Genomic DNA, 14,037 nt, shown 5'->3' with positions numbered 1-14,037 from the left:
CTCATTCCCCGGATCGTCCTTCCCCGCCCGCCGTACCGGCCTGGTCCAGGATGCCGGGCAGCGCCCCGAGGAAGGCGTCCACCGCGTCGTCGCCGAGGTTCAGCGGCGGCATCAGCCGTACGACATCGGGGGCGGGCGCGTTCACGAGGAATCCGGCGTCCTGAGCCGCCTGTTGCACCTGGGGCGCGAGCGGCTCGGTGAGCACGATACCCAGGAGGAGGCCCGAGCCCCGGACATGGTCGATCAAGGCGTGGCCGGACCCCTCGATCCCGTCGCGGAGTTTCTCGCCCTGCCGCTTGACGTTCTCCAGCAGTCCCTCGTCCTCGATGGTGTCGAGAACGGCGAGTCCGGCGGCGCAGGCGACCGGGTTGCCGCCGAAGGTCGTGCCGTGGTGGCCGGGCCGGAGCAGGTCGGCGGCGCGGCCGAAGGCGACGGTGGCGCCGAGCGGCAGGCCGCCGCCGAGTTGCTTGGCGAGGGTGACGACGTCCGGCAGGACGCCCTCGTGGGCCTGGTACTCGAACCAGTGCCCGGTACGGCCGATGCCGGTCTGCACCTCGTCGAGGACGAGCAGCGCGCCGGTGGCGGCGGTGATGGCGCGGGCCGCCTTCAGGTAGCCGGCGGGCGGGACGACGACACCGAGTTCGCCCTGGATGGGCTCGATGATCACCAGGGCCGTCTCCTCGGTGACCGCGGCGGCCAGTGCCTGCGCGTCGCCGAAGGGCACGTGGGTGACGTCGGCGGGCAGCGGCTGGAACGGCTCCCGCTTGCCGGGCTGTCCGGTGAGCGCGAGGGCGCCCATCGTACGGCCGTGGAAGGCGCCCTCGGTGGCGACGACGTGGGTCCGCCCGGTGAGCCGGCCGATCTTGAAGGCGGCCTCGTTGGCCTCGGCGCCGGAGTTGCAGAAGAAGACCCTGCCGTCCCGGCCGAAGAGCCGGAGGAGCCGCTCGGCGAGGGCGACGGTCGGCTCGGCCATGAAGAAGTTGGAGATGTGGCCGAGGGAGCCGATCTGCCGGCTGACGGCCCCGACGATCGCCGGGTGGGCGTGGCCGAGGGCGTTGGTCGCGATGCCGCCGACGAAGTCGAGGTACTCCGTGCCCTCGGCGTCCCAGACCTTCGGGCCCTCGCCGCGTACGAGGGGCAGGCGCGGCGTGCCGTAGTTGTTCATCAGCGCGCCCTGCCACCGTGCGGTGAGTTCTGCGTTGGTCACGACTCCCCCTGTTCGTCGGGCACGACCATCGTGCCGATGCCCTCGTCCGTGAAGATCTCCAGCAGGATCGAGTGCTGGACCCGGCCGTCGATGACGCGGGCGGTGGTCACGCCGTTGCGTACGGCGTGCAGACAGCCCTCCATCTTCGGCACCATGCCGGAGGACAGCTCCGGCAGGAGTTTCTCGAGCTGGGACGCGGTGAGGCGGCTGATCACCTCGTCGCTGTTCGGCCAGTCCTCGTAGAGTCCTTCGACGTCCGTGAGGACCATGAGGGTCTCGGCGCCCAGTGCAGCAGCGAGTGCCGCAGCCGCCGTATCAGCATTGACGTTGTAGACATGGTGGTCGTCCTGGCTGCGGGCGATCGACGAGACGACCGGGATGCGGCCGTCGGCGAGCAGGGCCTCGATCGCGCCGGTGTCGATGTCGGTGATCTCGCCGACCCGTCCGATGTCGACGAGCTCGCCGTCGATCTCGGGCCGGTGCTTGGTGGCGGTGAGGGTGTGCGCGTCCTCGCCGGTGAGGCCGACGGCGAACGGGCCGTGCCGGTTGAGCAGACCGACCAGCTCGCGCTGCACCTGTCCGGCGAGCACCATGCGTACGACGTCCATGGCGTCCTCGGTGGTGACGCGCAGGCCGGCCTTGAACTCGCTGACGATGCCGTGCCGGTCGAGCGCGCGGCTGATCTGGGGGCCGCCGCCGTGCACGACGACGGGCTTGAGACCGGCATGGCGCAGGAAGACGACGTCCTGGGCGAAGGCGGCCTTCAGGTCCTCGTCGACCATGGCGTTGCCGCCGAACTTGATGACGACCGTCTTGCCGTGGTGGCGGGTGAGCCAGGGCAGCGCCTCGATGAGGATCTGCGCCTTGGGCAGCGCGGTGTGCTTACGGGTGTTGGTCATGAGGAATACGCGCTGTTCTCGTGGACGTAGTCGGCGGTGAGGTCGTTGGTCCAGATGGTGGCGGTGGCGTCCCCGGCGGCGAGGTCGGCGACGATGTGGACCTCGCGGTAGCGCATGTCGACCTGGTCGCGGTCCTCGCCGACGCCGCCGTTCCTGCAGACCCAGACACCGTTGATGGCGACGTTGAGCTCGTCGGGCTCGAAGGCGGCCTTCGTGGTGCCGATCGCGGAGAGGACGCGGCCCCAGTTGGGGTCCTCGCCGTGGAGGGCGCACTTGAGGAGGTTGTTGCGGGCGATGGAGCGGCCCACCTCGACGGCGTCGTCCTCGGTCGCCGCGTTGATCACCTCGACCTTGATGTCCTTGCTGGCGCCCTCGGCGTCGCGGATGAGCTGCTGACCGAGGTCGTCGCAGACGGCCCGTACGGCCTCGGCGAACTCCTCGTACCCGGGCGTGGCCCCGGAGGCACCGGAGGCGAGCAGCAGCACGGTGTCGTTGGTGGACATGCAGCCGTCGGAGTCGACCCGGTCGAAGGTGACCCGGGTCGCGTCCCGCAGGGCCTTGTCGAGCACCTCGGGGCCGAGGTCGGCGTCGGTGGTGAGGACGACGAGCATGGTGGCGAGGCCGGGGGCGAGCATGCCGGCGCCCTTGGCCATGCCGCCGACGGTCCAGCCGTCCTTGGTGACGACGGAGGTCTTGTGGACGGTGTCGGTGGTCTTGATGGCGATGGCGGCCTTCTCACCGCCGTGCTCGGAGAGCAGGCCGGCGGCGGTCTCGACGCCGGGGAGCAGCTTGTCCATGGGGAGCAGTACGCCGATGAGTCCCGTCGAGCAGACGGCGATCTCGCCCGCGCCGGTGCCGAGCACCTCGGCCGCCTTCTCGGCGGTGGCGTGGGTGTCCTGGAAGCCCTTCGGTCCCGTACAGGCGTTGGCGCCACCGGAGTTGAGGACGACGGCGGACAACTGCCCGCTCTTCAGCACCTGCTCGGACCAGAGCACGGGCGCCGCCTTGACGCGGTTGGAGGTGAAGACGCCGGCGGCGGCGCGGCGGGGGCCGTTGTTGACCACGAGGGCCAGGTCGGGGTTGCCGTTCTCCTTGATCCCGGCGGCGATGCCCGCCGCCGTGAATCCCTTCGCTGCCGTCACACTCACGGCGCAACTCCGATCGTCGTCAGCCCGGTGGCCTCGTCGAGGCCCAGGGCGATGTTCATGCTCTGGACGGCACCGCCCGCGGTGCCCTTGGTCAGGTTGTCGATGGCGCTGATCGCGATGATCCGGCCGGCGGCGGTGTCGTACGCGACCTGGATCTGAACGGCGTTGGAACCGTGGACGGACGCGGTCGCGGGCCACCGGCCCTCGGGCAGCAGGTGGACGAAGGGCTCGTCGGCGAAGGCCTTCTCGTAGGCGGCGCGCACGGACTCTGCGGTGACGCCGGGCTTCGCCTTCGCGGTGCAGGTGGCGAGGATGCCGCGGGGCATCGGCGCGAGGGTCGGCGTGAAGGAGACGGAGACCCGCTCGCCCGCCGCCGCGCCGAGGTTCTGGATCATCTCGGGGGTGTGCCGGTGCCCGCCGCCCACGCCGTACGGCGACATGGAGCCCATGACCTCGCTGCCCAGCAGGTGCGGCTTGGGCGCCTTGCCCGCGCCGGAGGTGCCGGAGGCGGCGACGATCACCGCCTCGGGCTCGGCGAGACCGGCGGCGTACGCCGGGAAGAGGGCGAGGGAGACGGCGGTCGGGTAGCAGCCGGGCACCGCGACGCGCTTGGACCCCTCCAGCGCGGCGCGGGCACCCGGCAGTTCGGGCAGGCCGTAGGGCCAGGTACCGGCGTGCGGGGAGCCGTAGAACGCCTCCCAGTCGGCGGCGTCCCGCAGCCGGAAGTCGGCGCCCATGTCGACCACGAGCACCTCCTCGCCGAGCTGCTCGGCGACGGCGGCGGACTGGCCGTGCGGCAGCGCGAGGAAGACGACGTCGTGCCCGGCGAGCACCTCGGGCGTGGTCGGCTCCAGTACGCGGTCGGCCAGCGGCAGCAGATGCGGCTGGAGCGCGCCCAGCCGCTGCCCGGCGTTGGAGTTGCCGGTCAGGGCACCGATCTCGACCTCGGGGTGCGCGAGGAGCAGACGCAGCAGCTCACCGCCCGCATACCCGCTCGCTCCGGCCACCGCAGCACGTACCACCATGGAAAACCCTCCTCCTGGATGGCATGACTATACGTTTCCATGCACGTTTATGCAATGCGGTCCCGGAACGGTCCCGCGGCCGTCGGCGGCGGGGTCAGGCCAGGGCCATCAGGGCAACGGCGATCACGAGGGGGGTGAGGAGCAGGGCGGCGAGGTGGCCGAGCAGGGAGCGGACCATGCCGAGCACGGCGAACAGCGCCACTCCGCCCAGCAGCCAGCAGCCGAAGATCCGCAGCGCCAGGTCCTGTGCGGCGGTCTCCTCCTCGCGGGTGGCGGGGCTCCCGATCCCGCCGATCGCCAGCCACAGGAGCACACCGCCCACCAGGACGTTCCCCGCCACGACGAAGGGTGCGACGGACCTGTCGGCCCGCCGCACCCCCTTCCAGACCCTCACGACGCTCATGAGTACGAGAGCCTAGCCCGCCGGTCTCCCGGCGGGCCGGGGTCACCGCTGCCCGATCCGCAGGAACGTCACCGAGTTCGCCGGGAAGGTGTACGTGAACTCGCTGTCGACGCCCCTGAAGGTGGAGGTCACCGGGGTGACCGGGGCGTCCGTCTCGGTGTTGACCGCGTCCGCGTCGGCGGCCAGGGTGGTCACACGGGCCTTGGAGGAGACCTTCGCGCCGCCGAGGTCGATCGCCGTGCGGGCCTCGGACGGCCGGGCGTTGACGACCTTGACGATCAGGTCGCCGGTGCGGGCGTCCTCGGTGACCACCTGGCGGAACGGCTCGGCCGGCTTGTCGTCGGTGAAGCTTCCCCACTCCTGGCCGTCGAGGTAGAGGGTCACCTGGCGGCCCCGCACCTTGACGTCGATGTCGTAGGCGCGGCCCGTCTCGATCGAGCCGGCCTTGGAGATCAGCGTCGACTTGCCGCCGTCCGAGGCCCGCTCGACGGCGGACCGGGTGTTGTTCCAGCCGCCGAGGTTCCACCAGTAGTAGTTGCCGGTGTCCTTGACGCCGAAGGCGACGAGGAAGCCCTCCTTGCCGGCCTTCTTGGTGGCCTTCACATGCAGGTCGTAGTCGTGCCAGGCCGGGTCACCGGCCGTGACCAGGGTGTTCTCGGCTGCCTCGTCGGTCTGCGCGTACTGCCCGTCCTGGACGCTCCAGCTGCCGCCGCCGCTGTGGGTCCACTGCGCGGCGTCACCCGAGAAGTCGTCGCTCAGCAGGGTGCCGCCGTCGGCGGAGGTCACCTTCACGTCGTCGTACGCCGCGCTCGTCGCCCACGTCGACAGGCCGACGGCTCCGGTGATGGGGCCGCTGACGTCCGGGGTGGTGCTCGCCTCCGACGGGACCACGCGGTCGCCGACGTTGTTCATGAACAGCTTCTGGACCTCGTAGTCGGCCGAGCCCCAGGAGGCGTGGTTGTTGAACCAGATCATGTCCGGCGACCACTGGACGTAGTCCTCGTTGGCGAGCAGCGGCGCGTACGAGGCCAGCTTGACGATGTCGGCGTTGCGCTCCAGGCCGGTCATGAAGGCGGCTTCGGCGAGGCCGTTCTTCCAGGCGTTGCCCTGGGAGGCGTACTCACCGAGGAAGACCTTGGGGCCGCCCCGGTCGTAGGAGTCGTAGCGGTCGTTGTTCTGCAGGAACCACTGCGGGCTGTTGTAGTAGTGCTCGTCGACCATGTCGACCTCGCCCTCGCGGTTGAGCTGCCAGGCGGTGTCGAAGGTCGTGCCGGAGTCGTCGGGGCCGGAGTTGGAGACGACGGTGATGTCCGGGTACTCCGCCTCGACGGCGGCCCGGAACTGCTGGAAGCGGGCGAAGAACTCGCGCGGCAGGTTCTCCTCGTTGCCGACCCCGATGTGGGTGAGGCCGAAGGGCTCCCGGTGTCCCATCCCGGCGCGCACCTTGCCCCAGGTGGAGTCCGCCGGGCCGTTGGCGAACTCGATCAGGTCGAGGGTGTCCTGGATGTGCCGCTTCAGCAGCGCCTCGTCGTCGGTGGCCTTGTTCTGGCCGCAGCCGGTGACCAGGGCGGGGACGACGGGCAGCGGCATGGCGCCGACGTCCTCGGCGAAGCGGAAGTACTCGTAGTAACCGAGACCGTAACTCTGGTTGTAACCCCAGAAGTTGGCGTTGGTGGCGCGCTCCTCGACCGGGCCTACGGTGTCCTTCCACTGGTAGGAGCGCTTGCGCTGCCAGCCGGAGGCCTCGCTGTAGTCCTCCATGGAGCCGGTGTTGACCAGGCAGCCGCCGGGGAAGCGGACGAAGCCCGGTTCCAGGGCGGCGATCTTCTCGGCGAGGTCCTTGCGCAGGCCGTTGGACTGGTTCCTGTAGGTGTCGCGCGGGAAGAGCGACACCATGTCGAGGGCCGCCGCGTCCGTGGTGGCGACGGCGAGCCGGCCGCGGTTGCTGGTGCGGGACGCCTTGAAGGTGACCTCGTACTTCGCCCAGCCGCCCTCGACGGCCACCCTGCGGGCCCTCGCGAGCTCACCGGCGGCGTCCTTCAGCGTGACGGTGAGGGTGGTGGCGCTCTCGGCGCGGGCCCACACCGAGAAGTCGTACCGCTCGCCCTCCTCGACCCGGATGCCGGTGTTGTAGCCGGAGTTCGTGACCGACGAACCGGCCGTCAGGGAGAGGTAGTTGCGGTTGCGCTCGTTGAGCCTGCCGGAGTCGTTCACCACCTCGGCCGTACCGCCCACCGACCAGGAGGTCAGGGGTGTGTAGGAGCCGTTGTCGGCGGTGGAGTACTCGAAGGACCGGTTCTGCACGAGTTCGGCGTACAGACCGCCGTCGGCGGCCCGGTTGATGTCCTCGAAGAAGACGCCGTACATCGTGTCGTCGATCTCCGCGCCCTCGGCCTCCGGGTCGACGGTGATCGTGTAGTCGGCGGCGGCCTCGGCGTGCGCGGGGGCCGGGACGAGGGCGGTGGCCGTCAGGAGCGCGGTGGCGGTGAGTCCGAGTCCGAGGCGGGCGCGGTGGCGTGCTGTGCGTGGCATGGACACTCGGCGGCTCTCTCTAGGAGTGGGCGGCTCTAGGAAGTGTTCGATATATCGACCATTGGTCAGCACTTCGAACGGCAAGATAGGGAGGAGACAGGAGCACGTCAATGGGGCGTGCGGCAACGGACACCACGCGGGAACGAGGCGGGATGGGCGAGTTCTGGCCAGTGCCCGACGCACTGGGCTACCTGAGCGGCCACTGGCGGGCGGAACGGACCGTGCGGGATCTGGTGAGCGGCGAGGAGGGGCGCTTCGAGGGGACGGTCGTTTTCGGCCCGCTGGAGGGCGGCGGTCTGCTGCAGAGCGAGTCCGGCGACTTCACCTGGCGGGGCGTCACCCGGCCCGCCGAGCGGACCCTGCGCTTCCTGCCCGGACCGGGCGGCACGGCGGACGTACGGTTCGCGGACGGGCGCCCCTTCCACGACCTGGACCTCACCGCGGGACGGTACGTCGCCGACCACCCCTGCTCGGCCGACCTCTACCGGGGCGAGTTCACCGTCCGGGACGCGGACCACTGGCGGACGGTCTGGCGGGTGCGCGGTCCCGCCAAGGACCTGGAGCTCACCACCGGCTACGCGCGCGTGGGCTGAGCCGGCACCCCTTCGAGGCGCAGGTTCCAGCGGCCCGCCCGGCCGGCGACACCGATCGCCGACAGCGAGCGGACGTCGATGTTCCAGTACGTGGCCGGCGGGGCCTTGAGCACGTACACCAGGGCCGCGCGGATCACCGACGGCTCGGCCACCGCGACGACCCGGCAGCCGTCCTCGACCGGCCGGGTGTCGAGCCAGCCGCCGACGCGGCCGATGAAGTCGAGCAGTGACTCCCCGCCGTGCGGGGTGGACCGCGGGTCGGCGAGCCAGGCGTCCACGGCCCCCGGTTCCCGGGCCATCGCCTCCCCCAGCGTCAGCCCCCGCCAGCGGCCCATGTCACAGTCGCGCAGGGCGAGTTGCACCAGCGGCGCGTATCCGAGACCCTCCCCCGTGGCGCGACTGCGCGGGGCCGGGGAGCAGTAGCGCAGATCGGCCGCGGCGAGCGGCAGCAGCTCGTGCGCGACCCGTCGCACCTCGCCCCAGCCGGCCTGGTCCAGCGGCCGGTCGTCCTCGAAGCGTTCGGCGAGCACCGAGGAGCTCCCCGCGGCGGCGACGAACGTGACCCGAAGTGCCATGCGGCGATCGTGAGTCGCCGGGGTGCGCGGGTCAAGAGGTGTCACCGAGCCGTCACTCAAGGTACATCCGGCTTTACTGGCTGGTAAGGACGGGGCGGACAAGTGCCCCGAAAAGCTCCGTCATCCTTCGGTGAGCGCCATCCACTGGTCGGGCCGCTCCAGTGGCCGGAACCCGAGCCTGGCGTAGACCTCGTGCGCGTCGTGCGTGGCCAGCATGATCCGCTTCACCCCGCAGGGCCGCAGCTCCTCCCGCACGGCCGCCACCAGGGCCGTACCGACGCCCTTGCCGCGCACCGACGGGTCCACGTACACATCGCACAGCCAGGCGAAGGTCGCCCGGTCGGTGATGACCCGGGCGTACGCCACCTGCTCCCCCGAGAGGGTGTCGTGGACGCCGAAGTTGAGCGAGCCCTCGATCGCCCGGTCCTGCTTCTCACGGGAGCGGCCCAGGGCCCAGTAGGCGTCGGTGGACAGCCACCGGTGCACGCGCTCGGCGTCGATGCGGGCGGGGTCGGTGGTGATCTCGTAGCCCTCGGGCAGGCGCGGGGAGTCGGTCATGGCCGGATGCTCGCAGGTCGGGCCGTACGGCGTCGAACCCTTATCCCAGCACCTCGTCGCAGGCGGTGCGCAGACGCCGTACGCCCTCGGTGATCTCCTCGGTGCCGGCCACCGCCGCGAAGCTCAGACGGAGGTGGCCGGCCGGGGGTTCGGCGCTGAAGTAGGGCCGGCCGGGGGTGACGGCGACGCCGGCGCGCAGGGCGGCGGCGGTCAGGGCGGACTCCGCCGCGCCGGCGGGCAGTCGCGGCCACAGGTGGTAGCCGCCGGACGGGATGTGCGGCAGGGCGAGTTCGGGCAGGTGGAGGCGGAGCGCGGCGGTCATCGCGTCCCGGCGGGCCCGCAGCGCGGCCGAGATCGCGCGCAGATGGCGCGGCCAGGCGGGCGAGCCGACGAGTTCCAGCGTGGCCTCCTGGAGGGGCCGGGGCACGAAGAAGGTGTCGACGATCTGGATGGCCCGCAGCCGTTCCAGGACCGGGCCGTGCGCGGCGAGCGCGCTCACCCGGAAGCTGGGCGAGGTCGCCTTGGTCAGCGAGCAGACGTGCACCACCACCCCGTCGGGGTCGTCGGCGGCCAGCGGGCGCGGCAGCGGGCCCGCGTCCTCGTGCACCAGCCGCCGTACGAAGTCGTCCTCGACCACGAAGGCGCCCGCCTCGCGGGCGATGCGCAGCACCTCGCCGCGCCGGCCGGGGGCGAGCACGGCGCCGGTGGGGTTCTGGAACAGCGGCTGGCAGACGAAGACGCGGGCGCCGGTCGCGCGGAACGCGTCCGCGAGCAGTGCGGGCCGTACGCCGTCCGCGTCCACCGGGACGGGCACGGGGCGCAGTCCGGCGGCGCGGGCGATGGCGAGCATGCCGGGGTAGGTGGGCGACTCGACGAGGACGGGGGCGCCCGGCGGGGCGAGTGCGCGCAGAGCGGTGGTCAGCGCGGACTGCCCGCCCGAGGTGACCAGCACGCCCGCCGCCGTCACCGGCCCGCCGATGCTGCGCGCGAACCACTCGCGCAGCTCGGGCAGCCCTTCCATGGGCGGCCGTCCCCAGGCGCCCGGTCTGCGTCCGGCGCGGGACAGTGCCGCCGCCATGGCCCGCTCCGGTTGCAGGGAGGGGTGCAGATAGCCGCCGTTGAACTCGATCACGCCGGGCGGTGGCGCGGCCAGCGAGACCAGCACCCCGGAGGCGTCCACCGAGCGCGGTACGAGGTCGGCGGCGCCGTCGGCGCTGAGGGCGACCTCCTGCCAGGAGGTGTCCCCGGCGGGCGCGGCCGTGGCCCGGGGCTGTGCGCGGAAGGCGCCGGCGCCGGGCCGGGTGACCACCAGTCCCTCGGCGGCGAGCTGTGCCAGCGCCCGGGAGACGGTCACCGGACTCACCCGGTACCGCTCCACCAGGGCCCGGCTGGACGGGAGTTTTCCACCGGGAGAGTAGCGGTCCAGCTCCCTTCGCAGATGCTCCGCCAGTTCACCGACACTGCTACGCTCATGCATGAGAGCACAGAGTAGCGCTACTGCCGCATCGCCGATAGCGGTCACCGCCCCCCGCGACCGCCGCGGCTTCGGCACCCTCCAGGCCGCCCTCGGCGTGATCGCCTTCTCCCTCACCTTCCCGGCCACCGCCTGGGGTCTCGAAGGGTTCGGGCCCTGGTCGCTGGTGGCCGTGCGCAGTGTGCTCGCGGCGTTCGTCGCCGGCGGTTGTCTGCTGGCGCTGCGCGTGCCGCCGCCGGACCGGAAGCACTGGCCCGGACTCGCGGTGGTCGGCGCCGGAGTGGTGCTCGGCTTCCCGATGCTGACCACCCTCGCCCTGCAGACCTCGACCACCGCGCACGCGGCCGTCGTGGTCGGCCTGCTCCCGCTGACCACGGCACTGCTGTCCGCCCTGCGCGTCGGCTCCCGCCCCTCACGCACCTTCTGGACGGCGGCCCTCGCGGGCGCGGCGGCGGTGCTGGCGTTCACCGTGCAGCAGAGCGGCGGCGCGCTGACCACGGCCGACCTGTACCTCTTCGCCGCGCTCCTGGTGTGCGCGGCCGGCTACACCGAGGGCGGCAGGCTGGCCCGGGCGATTCCGGGCTGGCAGGTGATCGGCTGGGCGCTGATGCTGTGCCTGCCGCTCACCCTGCCCGTCGCCGCGGTCGCGCTGACCGTCGAGCCGGTGACACCGACCGCCCACAGCGTGGCCGGCCTGCTGTGGGTGGCGGCGGGTTCGCAGTTCCTCGGGCTGATCGTCTGGTACCGGGGCATGGCGGCCATCGGCATCCCCAAGGCCAGCCAGTTGCAGCTGGCCCAGCCGCTGCTCACACTGGTGTGGTCGGTGCTGCTGCTGAGCGAGCAGCTGACGGTGGCCGCTCCGCTGACGGCTGCGGCTGTGCTCGTGTGCATCGCCGTCACCCAGCGGGCACGCGGTTGAGAGGAGGCCCCGATGCGCGCAACCGAGGGTGACCAGCTTGTCCAGCACGGCAGGGTGGTCGGCCAGCACGACAAGGTCGGAGAGATCGTCGAAGTGATGGGCCAGGAAGGGAACCCGCCCTACCGCGTCCGCTTCCAGGACGGACACGAGGGCGTGTGCTCACCCGGCCCCGACACCGAGATCCGGCACAGGGCGACGCGACAGCGGTAGGAGGCGTCGTTCGGATCGGTGGCGCCATGCGGTCGAGCCGAGCGGGGGCGCTGAGGGAGTGCGCGCCGGGCTCCGCCCGGCTCGGCGAGGTCCGGACGGCACCCCCTGCGGTCAGCGCGGAGGTGCGACCGGCCGCCGGTAGTGGTCGGCGACCACCCGCGCCATCGCCCCGACCGGATCGGCCGCCACCTCGCGGGCGGCGAAGAAGACGTGCCCGCGCACCTCGGGGTGCTCGGCGGCCAGCGTGAGGTGGCGGGAGAGTTCGGCCGGGTCCCGCCAGGCCGCGGGCTGGGCCGGGTCGCCCGCCTTGTAGAGGGCCTCCCCCGCGTACAGCCGGGTCCCGGAGTCCCGGACGACCTCGGCCCACCAGCGCAGCAGCTCGGCGTAGTCGGCGGCGGCGAAGCCGATGTTCCAGTAGAGCTGCGGGCAGACGTAGTCGATCCAGTTCTCCCGCGCCCACCGGCGGGTGTCGGCGTGCAGATCGTCGTACGTCTGCACGCCCGCGTGCGTGTCGGAGCCCCGCTCGTCCGCGTCGGCGTTGCGCCACACGCCGAAGGGGCTGATGCCGAAGCGGGTGCCGGGGCGGATCTCCTTGATTCCGGCGGCCGTCTCGCGCACCAGCCGGTCGACGTTGTCCCGCCGCCAGGCCGCCCGGTCCGGGAAGTCCCCGCCGTGGGTGTCGTGGGCGAGGTCGTCGTCGAAGGTCTGCCCGGCCACCGGATACGGATAGAAGTAGTCGTCGAAGTGGACCGCGTCGACGGGGTAGCGGCGCACCGCGTCGAGCATCGCCTCCCGCACGAAGGCGCGGACCTCGGGCAGACCAGGGTTGTAGTAGAGCTTGCCGCCGTACGGGACGGTCCAGCCGGGGTTCCGGCGGGCGGGGTGGGAGGCGGTGAGCCGGGCGGGGTCGGTGTGCAGGGCCACCCGGTACGGGTTGAACCAGGCGTGCAGCTCCAGACCCCGGGCGTGGGCCTCCGCGACGGCCGTGCCGAGCGGGTCCCAGCCGGGATGGGTGCCCTGGGTGCCGGTGAGGTACTGCGACCACGGCTCGTACGGCGAGGGCCACAGCGCGTCGGCGGTGGGCCGTACCTGGAAGATCACCGTGTTGAGGCGGTTACGGACGGCCGTGTCGAGGTGGTCGAGCAGTTCGGCGCGCTGCCGCGCGGCGCTCAGCCCCGGCCGGGAGGGCCAGTCCCGGTTGGTGACGGTGGCCACCCACATGCCCCGCATCTCACCTGCCGCCGCGGACGGTGCCGCGCGTGGCCGCGGCGCGGCGGACGCCCGCGGCACCGTCGCCAGCGCGGCCAGCGCCGCCGTCGCGAACATCCTGCGTGACACCCGCCCCATCGCGCCCTCCCCTGGAACACCGACGACCCCCTGGTCGGATACGGTCCTGCGGCCAGGATGCCCCACCCCCGCGATCGATCATCGATACTTCGGAGTAACGTGCACGGACGGAGCAGGACCCGCGACCCGGCGACCTGCCACGGCCATAAGCAGGAGCGAAAGGACCGATGTGACCGACATCGAACGCGTCGGAGTGGTGGGCTGCGGTCAGATGGGTGCGGGGATCGCCGAGGTGTGCGCCCGTGCCGGACTGGACGTCAAGGTCGCCGAGACCACCGGCGAGGCCCTGGAGATCGGCCGCACCCGGCTGTTCAACTCCCTGTCGAAGGCGGCCGAGCGCGGCAAGATCTCCGCGGAGGAGCTGGAGTCCACGCAGGCCCGGCTGAGCTTCACCACGGACCTCGGCGAGTTCGCCGACCGTGATCTGGTGATCGAGGCCGTGGTCGAGAACGAGCAGGTCAAGACCGAGATCTTCCAGGTCCTGGACCAGGTGGTGACCCGGCCGGACGCGATCCTGGCCTCCAACACCTCCTCCATCCCGCTGGTGAAGCTGGCGGTCGCCACCTCGCGGCCCGACCACGTCATCGGCATCCACTTCTTCAACCCGGCCCCGGTGCAGAAGCTGGTCGAGCTGATCCCGGCGCTCACCACCTCCGAGGGCACGCTGAGCCGCGCCCAGGCCTTCACCGAGAAGCTGCTGGGCAAGCACGCGATCCGCGCCCAGGACCGCTCCGGTTTCGTGGTGAACGCGCTGCTGATCCCGTACCTGCTCTCCGCGATCCGGATGTTCGAGTCGGGCATCGCCAGCCGCGAGGACATCGACAACGGCATGGAGATGGGCTGCGCCCACCCGATGGGCCCGCTGAAGCTGTCCGACCTGATCGGCCTGGACACGGTGGCCTCGGTGGCGTACTCGATGTACGAGGAGTACAAGGAGCCGCTGTACGCCGCTCCCCCGCTGCTCCAGCGCATGGTCGACGCGGGCCGGCTGGGCCGCAAGAGCGGCTCGGGCTTCTACACGTACTGAGCTTCGTGAGGGCCCGGTACCCCGAGGGATGCTGTTGGTTAATTCGGGCCCTCGCGTGACGTCGGCTCCCAAGACCCGGTTGTGGTCTTGGGAGCCGACGTCGTTTGGGGAGGGTGTCGA

Annotated in this window: 14 protein-coding genes; 4 read left to right on the top strand and 10 right to left on the bottom strand. The window is 71.8% G+C overall.

Annotated features, from left to right (window positions below; genetic code table 11):
- Position 1: 1 nt before the first annotated feature.
- From ACIA6T_RS21895 to ACIA6T_RS21870, 6 genes are all read right to left on the bottom strand, one after another.
- On the bottom strand, positions 2-1,207 hold the full coding sequence (locus ACIA6T_RS21895; RefSeq protein ID WP_399448141.1) for an acetylornithine transaminase: 1,206 nt from the start codon (positions 1,205-1,207) through the stop codon (positions 2-4).
- The gene (gene argB, locus ACIA6T_RS21890; protein ID WP_399448140.1) at positions 1,204-2,106 is read right to left on the bottom strand and encodes an acetylglutamate kinase; all 903 of its coding nucleotides are present in this window, start codon (positions 2,104-2,106) and stop codon (positions 1,204-1,206) included. Before argB ends, ACIA6T_RS21895 begins: the two co-directional genes overlap by 4 nt.
- On the bottom strand, positions 2,103-3,254 hold the full coding sequence (gene argJ, locus ACIA6T_RS21885) for a bifunctional glutamate N-acetyltransferase/amino-acid acetyltransferase ArgJ (protein WP_399448139.1): 1,152 nt from the start codon (positions 3,252-3,254) through the stop codon (positions 2,103-2,105). The genes argB and argJ overlap by 4 nt, the downstream gene beginning before the upstream one ends.
- On the bottom strand, positions 3,251-4,279 hold the full coding sequence (gene argC / locus ACIA6T_RS21880; protein WP_399448138.1) for an N-acetyl-gamma-glutamyl-phosphate reductase: 1,029 nt from the start codon (positions 4,277-4,279) through the stop codon (positions 3,251-3,253). Before argC ends, argJ begins: the two co-directional genes overlap by 4 nt.
- Positions 4,280-4,373: 94 nt before the next feature.
- Entirely contained in the window at positions 4,374-4,682 is a 309-nt protein-coding gene (locus ACIA6T_RS21875; protein WP_399448137.1) for a hypothetical protein, read from the bottom strand.
- 42 nt (positions 4,683-4,724) lie between these two features.
- Positions 4,725-7,214 (bottom strand): alpha-L-arabinofuranosidase C-terminal domain-containing protein, encoded by a 2,490-nt coding sequence (locus ACIA6T_RS21870; protein ID WP_399448136.1) that lies wholly within the window; start codon positions 7,212-7,214, stop codon positions 4,725-4,727.
- 152 nt (positions 7,215-7,366) lie between these two features.
- Here ACIA6T_RS21870 and ACIA6T_RS21865 point away from each other — a divergent pair, with 152 nt between their 5' ends.
- Positions 7,367-7,807, top strand: coding sequence for a DUF6314 family protein (locus ACIA6T_RS21865; RefSeq protein ID WP_399448292.1), 441 nt, complete (start codon positions 7,367-7,369; stop codon positions 7,805-7,807).
- On the opposite strand, the gene ACIA6T_RS21860 is transcribed toward ACIA6T_RS21865, so the two are convergent.
- From ACIA6T_RS21860 to ACIA6T_RS21850, 3 genes are all read right to left on the bottom strand, one after another.
- Positions 7,789-8,382 (bottom strand): histidine phosphatase family protein, encoded by a 594-nt coding sequence (locus ACIA6T_RS21860; protein ID WP_399448134.1) that lies wholly within the window; start codon positions 8,380-8,382, stop codon positions 7,789-7,791. The genes ACIA6T_RS21865 and ACIA6T_RS21860 overlap by 19 nt on opposite strands.
- A gap of 120 nt (positions 8,383-8,502) precedes the next feature.
- Positions 8,503-8,940: a GNAT family N-acetyltransferase gene (locus tag ACIA6T_RS21855; protein WP_399448133.1), complete on the bottom strand. Its 438-nt coding sequence runs from the start codon at positions 8,938-8,940 to the stop codon at positions 8,503-8,505.
- Positions 8,941-8,980: 40 nt separating this feature from the next.
- Positions 8,981-10,417 (bottom strand): PLP-dependent aminotransferase family protein, encoded by a 1,437-nt coding sequence (locus ACIA6T_RS21850; RefSeq protein ID WP_399448132.1) that lies wholly within the window; start codon positions 10,415-10,417, stop codon positions 8,981-8,983.
- Between ACIA6T_RS21850 and ACIA6T_RS21845 the strand changes: the two genes are divergently transcribed.
- Positions 10,416-11,333, top strand: coding sequence for a DMT family transporter (locus ACIA6T_RS21845; RefSeq protein WP_399448131.1), 918 nt, complete (start codon positions 10,416-10,418; stop codon positions 11,331-11,333). The two genes, ACIA6T_RS21850 and ACIA6T_RS21845, sit on opposite strands and share 2 nt — an antisense overlap.
- A gap of 12 nt (positions 11,334-11,345) precedes the next feature.
- Positions 11,346-11,543 carry a DUF1918 domain-containing protein gene (locus tag ACIA6T_RS21840; protein WP_085575587.1) on the top strand — a complete coding sequence of 66 codons (198 nt, stop codon included), beginning with the start codon at positions 11,346-11,348 and terminating at the stop codon, positions 11,541-11,543.
- A 111-nt stretch (positions 11,544-11,654) separates the two neighbouring features.
- On the opposite strand, the gene ACIA6T_RS21835 is transcribed toward ACIA6T_RS21840, so the two are convergent.
- Positions 11,655-12,869 carry a glycoside hydrolase family 10 protein gene (locus ACIA6T_RS21835; RefSeq protein ID WP_399448291.1) on the bottom strand — a complete coding sequence of 405 codons (1,215 nt, stop codon included), beginning with the start codon at positions 12,867-12,869 and terminating at the stop codon, positions 11,655-11,657.
- A 190-nt stretch (positions 12,870-13,059) separates the two neighbouring features.
- Here ACIA6T_RS21835 and ACIA6T_RS21830 point away from each other — a divergent pair, with 190 nt between their 5' ends.
- A complete protein-coding gene (locus ACIA6T_RS21830; RefSeq protein ID WP_385049299.1) occupies positions 13,060-13,917 on the top strand; it encodes a 3-hydroxybutyryl-CoA dehydrogenase in 858 nt (285 codons plus the stop codon).
- Positions 13,918-14,037 lie beyond the last annotated feature (120 nt).

The sequence above is a fragment of the Streptomyces sp. NPDC051740 genome, assembly GCF_044453165.1.
Taxonomy (GTDB): Bacteria; Actinomycetota; Actinomycetes; order Streptomycetales; family Streptomycetaceae; genus Streptomyces; species Streptomyces atrovirens.
This window is presented reverse-complemented; position numbering and strand designations above follow the sequence as displayed.

Excerpts from the sequence above, each read along its gene's own strand:
- ACIA6T_RS21865 (WP_399448292.1), top strand. The coding sequence starts at position 7,367 with ATGGGCGAGTTCTGGCCAGTGCCCGACGCACTGGGCTACCTGAGCGGC.
- ACIA6T_RS21870 (WP_399448136.1), bottom strand. The coding sequence starts at position 7,214 with ATGCCACGCACAGCACGCCACCGCGCCCGCCTCGGACTCGGACTCACC.
- ACIA6T_RS21855 (WP_399448133.1), bottom strand. The coding sequence starts at position 8,940 with ATGACCGACTCCCCGCGCCTGCCCGAGGGCTACGAGATCACCACCGAC.
- ACIA6T_RS21850 (WP_399448132.1), bottom strand. The coding sequence starts at position 10,417 with ATGCATGAGCGTAGCAGTGTCGGTGAACTGGCGGAGCATCTGCGAAGG.
- argB (WP_399448140.1), bottom strand. The coding sequence starts at position 2,106 with ATGACCAACACCCGTAAGCACACCGCGCTGCCCAAGGCGCAGATCCTC.
- ACIA6T_RS21860 (WP_399448134.1), bottom strand. The coding sequence starts at position 8,382 with ATGGCACTTCGGGTCACGTTCGTCGCCGCCGCGGGGAGCTCCTCGGTG.
- ACIA6T_RS21845 (WP_399448131.1), top strand. The coding sequence starts at position 10,416 with ATGAGAGCACAGAGTAGCGCTACTGCCGCATCGCCGATAGCGGTCACC.
- ACIA6T_RS21840 (WP_085575587.1), top strand. The coding sequence starts at position 11,346 with ATGCGCGCAACCGAGGGTGACCAGCTTGTCCAGCACGGCAGGGTGGTC.
- ACIA6T_RS21875 (WP_399448137.1), bottom strand. The coding sequence starts at position 4,682 with ATGAGCGTCGTGAGGGTCTGGAAGGGGGTGCGGCGGGCCGACAGGTCC.
- argC (WP_399448138.1), bottom strand. The coding sequence starts at position 4,279 with ATGGTGGTACGTGCTGCGGTGGCCGGAGCGAGCGGGTATGCGGGCGGT.
- ACIA6T_RS21835 (WP_399448291.1), bottom strand. The coding sequence starts at position 12,869 with ATGTTCGCGACGGCGGCGCTGGCCGCGCTGGCGACGGTGCCGCGGGCG.